Source organism: Streptococcus mitis (assembly GCF_047464945.1).
Classification (GTDB): domain Bacteria; phylum Bacillota; class Bacilli; order Lactobacillales; family Streptococcaceae; genus Streptococcus; species Streptococcus mitis_EA.
Genome location: NZ_JASHAX010000016.1, coordinates 1 through 4,869 on the forward strand (window position 1 = coordinate 1; position 4,869 = coordinate 4,869).

Sequence of the window (4,869 nt, forward strand, 5' to 3'; positions counted from 1 at the left end):
ATGACTTAACATATAATTCAAATAATAAATGGACGCGACAAATTAAGGCAGTAGATCCAAGTGGTAATGAAAGTGATACCAACCTAGATGAAGCGAAATTTGGTATTCAACAAGGACGTTTGGCGGACAAGATTAAATTGACAACACCGCCTGTCATTCCCGTTCGTGATAAGTCGAATTTGACTCCTACTGAGAGAGAAAAAATTAAATCAGAAGTCGAGAAATCGAATCCATCTGATACATCTCGCATTCGTACTTATGAGGTTCAACCAAATGGTGATGTGATTATTACATTTAAAGATGGAACTTCAAAGCCAATCACTCCTAATCTAGAACAAAATTATAAAACTAGGTCAGATCGTTTTTACGCGGTTGCAGGAGAGAATCCAAATAGCTTGATAGCTCGTAATTTTATCAAATCTGCTGATGGTACAGATTTGCCTGCAAACACAAATGTAGTTTGGAAAAATGGAGCTCCAGATTTATCTACACCAGGTGAAAAAACAGCAACCTTGACGGTTACCGACTCGAAAGGTGTAAGTAAAGAGATTACTTATAACTACACCGTTTATCCAAAGGTTGAGGCCAAGACTGCAAATGGAGTAACTGGTAAGTTCTTTGCATTTAAAGGAACGAAAGAAGCAAATCTTAGTAAAGTCGATGGAGGCTAGGCTAACAACTATGGTAGGGATACTTTTGTGTATACTAACAGTAATGACCTTCCTTCGGGGACTAAGTGGTCCTATAAGTATCGACTAAATAATGAAGGTTCTGAGCTAACAACTGATATTACTAAAAATGAAAGACCATCTTTTGGTGATGTGTGGTATACAACAAAGGAAAATCCAAATTGGTACCAACCTAGAAGCCACAAGACGACTTATACAATTAAAGCGGTTTATCCGAATGGTCGCTTCGGAGCTGCATCAGCTAACGACCCAGCCCTTACAAGTGATGCAAGCTTTGAGTATACGGTAGTTGATCCGGTAGCTAAGAAAGTTTATGAGACAACAGTCGGGAAAACAGATTCTTTGGATGGTATTATTGATAACCCAGGCAATGCAATAAAAGACTCTGCTTCAGTACCGATGCCTAGTGGTCCAGAGCCAGCTACTACAACCACTTACTCTTGGGAAACAACTCCAAGTGTTGCTAATCCAGGTATCTATACCCATAATGTCAATGTTGCTTTACCAAAAGGAGCACAAACTAAAGACAATACAACTGCAATAGTTCCTGTAACCATCAAAGTTAGACCAAACCCACCACAAATCGCAGATAATCAAGTGAAGCTACAAGGAGGTCTGCCGAACCGTAGTATTACAGTTACAGATGTGACACCGGGAGCAACAGTGACCTTGACAATCGGTGATAAGACATTCACCAAGGAAGCTGGACCTAACGATACAAGACTGACCTTCACGCCAAAAGATCTCGAAAAGGCTTACAATGCTAATAACGGCTTGCTTCCAACGGGAGACGTAACGGTTACACAAAGTAAAGTTGTAAGGACTCCTACTGGAGGAACAGAGACTCTTACTTCTGACCCAACTGCTACGACTATTACGAAAGAAAATGTAGCACCAGAACCAACCTTTGATCTCTATATCCAGAATGATAAGACAAAACAGTGGGAAAAACAATCCATCCAGGATAATGTTCGCCCAGGTGCAAGAGGATATGAAATCTTCGCAGGTGATAAAATTAAAATCGTCATAAGCGGCAAGGATAACAGTGGTAAGATTAAAACTCTGAAATTGCATGATGGAACTTCAGATATTGATAGAATCTTCCAAAAAGACTATTCATCAGACGATTCTGCACCTGGCTTCAAGGATACTCCAACGGAAGCTTCAACAACAAATCCTGCTATTCGAGAGTACACAGCAACCTATGATGCAGACAAACAATATGCAGATGGTAATAAATGGAACCGTGGGGTTAAAGCTGTCGATTTATCTGATAATGAAGCTCGTACTCTGACAGTAGTAGCACAAGGGAAACTGAATAAGAAATTCCCAGGTGAAGTGCCAGCGACAGTTCAAGTAACTAATGCGACAACTCCATCAGCAGATGATAAAGAAAAGATTCTTGCAGCGGTGAAGGGTTCAAATCCACAAGAGGCAAATCGTATTAGTAAATACGAATTTAAAAACGGTGGAGCTGTATCAAAGGGTAAAGTTACAGTCATTATTACCTATAAAGATGGTACATCGAATGAAGTAGAGGTGCCAGTATCGGATTCTGATTATAAGTCTGAACAAGCTTCTCGATCTGCATCAGAATCAGCATCGACAAGCGCAAGCCAATCAGCAAGCACATCGGCTTCTGAGTCGGCGAGAACAAGTGCAAGTCAGTCAGCATCGACAAGTGCAAGCCAATCAGCCAGCACATCAGCTAGTCAGTCAGCATCGACAAGTGCAAGCCAATCAGCCAGCACCTCAGCTAGTCAGTCAGCGTCGACAAGTGCAAGTCAATCAGCAAGCACATCAGCTAGTCAGTCAGCATCAACAAGTGCAAGCCAATCAGCCAGCACATCAGCCTCTGAGTCAGCGTCAACAAGTGCATCAGCCTCAGCAAGCACATCAGCATCTGAGTCAGCATCAACCAGTGCATCAGCCTCAGCAAGCACATCAGCATCTGAGTCAGCATCAACCAGTGCATCAGCTTCAGCAAGCACATCGGCTTCTGAGTCAGCGTCAACCAGTGCATCAGCCTCAGCAAGCACATCGGCATCTGAGTCAGCATCAACAAGTGCATCAGCCTCAGCAAGCACATCAGCGTCTGAGTCAGCATCAACCAGTGCATCAGCTTCAGCAAGCACATCGGCTTCTGAGTCAGCATCAACAAGCGCGTCAGCTTCAGCAAGCACATCAGCGTCTGAGTCAGCGTCAACAAGTGCAAGCCAATCAGCAAGCACAAGCGCGTCAGAGTCAGCATCAACAAGTGCGTCAGCCTCAGCAAGCACATCGGCATCTGAGTCAGCATCAACAAGCGCGTCAGCTTCAGCAAGCACATCGGCTTCTGAGTCAGCGTCAACAAGTGCATCAGCCTCAGCAAGTACATCAGCTTCTGAATCAGCGTCAACAAGTGCATCAGCCTCAGCAAGCACATCGGCATCTGAGTCAGCGTCAACAAGTGCGAGCCAATCAGCAAGCACATCGGCATCTGAGTCAGCGTCAACAAGTGCATCAGCTTCAGCAAGCACATCAGCTTCTGAATCAGCGTCAACAAGTGCGAGCCAATCAGCAAGCACATCAGCATCTGAATCAGCGTCAACAAGTGCGTCAGCTTCAGCAAGCACATCGGCTTCTGAATCAGCGTCAACAAGCGCGTCAGCTTCAGCAAGCACATCAGCCTCTGAATCAGCATCAACAAGTGCATCAGCTTCAGCAAGCACATCAGCGTCTGAGTCAGCATCAACAAGTGCGAGCCAATCAGCAAGTACATCAGCTTCTGAATCAGCGTCAACAAGTGCGAGCCAGTCAGCAAGCACATCAGCTTCTGAGTCAGCGTCAACAAGTGCATCAGCTTCAGCAAGCACATCGGCATCTGAGTCAGCGTCAACAAGTGCGAGCCAATCAGCAAGCACATCGGCTTCAGAATCAGCGTCAACAAGTGCATCAGCCTCAGCAAGCACAAGCGCGAGCCAGTCAGCAAGTACATCAGCTTCTGAGTCAGCGTCAACAAGTGCGTCAGAGTCAGCAAGCACAAGCGCTTCTGAATCAGCGTCAACAAGTGCGTCAGAGTCAGCAAGTACATCAGCATCTGAGTCAGCGTCAACAAGTGCAAGCCAATCAGCAAGCACAAGCGCTTCTGAGTCAGCGTCAACAAGTGCGTCAGAGTCAGCAAGCACAAGCGCTTCTGAATCAGCATCAACAAGTGCGTCAGAGTCAGCATCAACAAGTGCGTCAGAGTCAGCATCAACAAGTGCGTCAGAATCAGCGTCAACAAGCGCCTCAGAATCAGCAAGCACATCAGCATCTGAGTCAGCCTCAACAAGTGCATCAGCCTCAGCAAGCACATCAGCATCTGAGTCAGCGTCAACAAGTGCGTCAGAATCAGCAAGCACATCAGCATCTGAGTCAGCATCAACAAGTGCGTCAGAATCAGCAAGCACATCAGCATCTGAGTCAGCCTCAACAAGTGCATCAGCCTCAGCAAGCACATCAGCATCTGAGTCAGCGTCAACAAGTGCGTCAGCTTCAGCAAGCACATCAGCATCTGAGTCAGCATCAACAAGTGCGTCAGAATCAGCAAGCACCTCAGCATCTGAGTCAGCGTCAACAAGTGCAAGCCAATCAGCAAGCACAAGCGCTTCTGAATCAGCATCAACAAGTGCGTCAGAATCAGCAAGCACAAGCGCTTCTGAATCAGCGTCAACAAGTGCGTCAGCTTCAGCAAGCACATCAGCATCTGAATCAGCGTCAACAAGTGCATCAGCTTCAGCAAGCACATCGGCTTCTGAATCAGCGTCAACAAGTGCATCAGCCTCAGCAAGCACATCGGCATCTGAGTCAGCATCAACAAGTGCGTCAGCTTCAGCAAGCACATCGGCTTCTGAATCAGCGTCAACAAGTGCGTCAGCTTCAGCAAGCACATCAGCGTCTGAGTCAGCATCAACAAGCGCGTCAGCTTCAGCAAGCACATCAGCATCTGAGTCAGCATCAACAAGCGCGTCAGCTTCAGCAAGCACATCAGCGTCTGAATCAGCATCAACAAGTGCATCAGCATCAGCAAGCACAAGTGCATCAGAATCAGCATCAACAAGCGCTTCTGAGTCAGCGTCAACAAGTGCGTCAGCCTCAGCAAGTACATCAGCTTCTGAGTCAGCATCAACAAGCGCATCAGAATCAGCAAGCACATCAG

The 4,869-nt window shown here is 46.2% G+C and carries 1 protein-coding gene and 1 pseudogene; one reads left to right on the forward strand and one right to left on the reverse strand.

Annotated elements, in window-relative coordinates; genetic code table 11:
- Positions 1-671: Rib/alpha-like domain-containing protein (locus QM424_RS09680; RefSeq protein ID WP_414394524.1), on the forward strand; the 671-nt coding region annotated here is incomplete at its 5' end.
- Between the two features lie 1,826 nt (positions 672-2,497).
- On the opposite strand, the pseudogene QM424_RS09685 reads toward QM424_RS09680, so the two are convergent.
- Positions 2,498-4,869, reverse strand: a pseudogene (locus QM424_RS09685) (hypothetical protein); the annotation flags it as partial.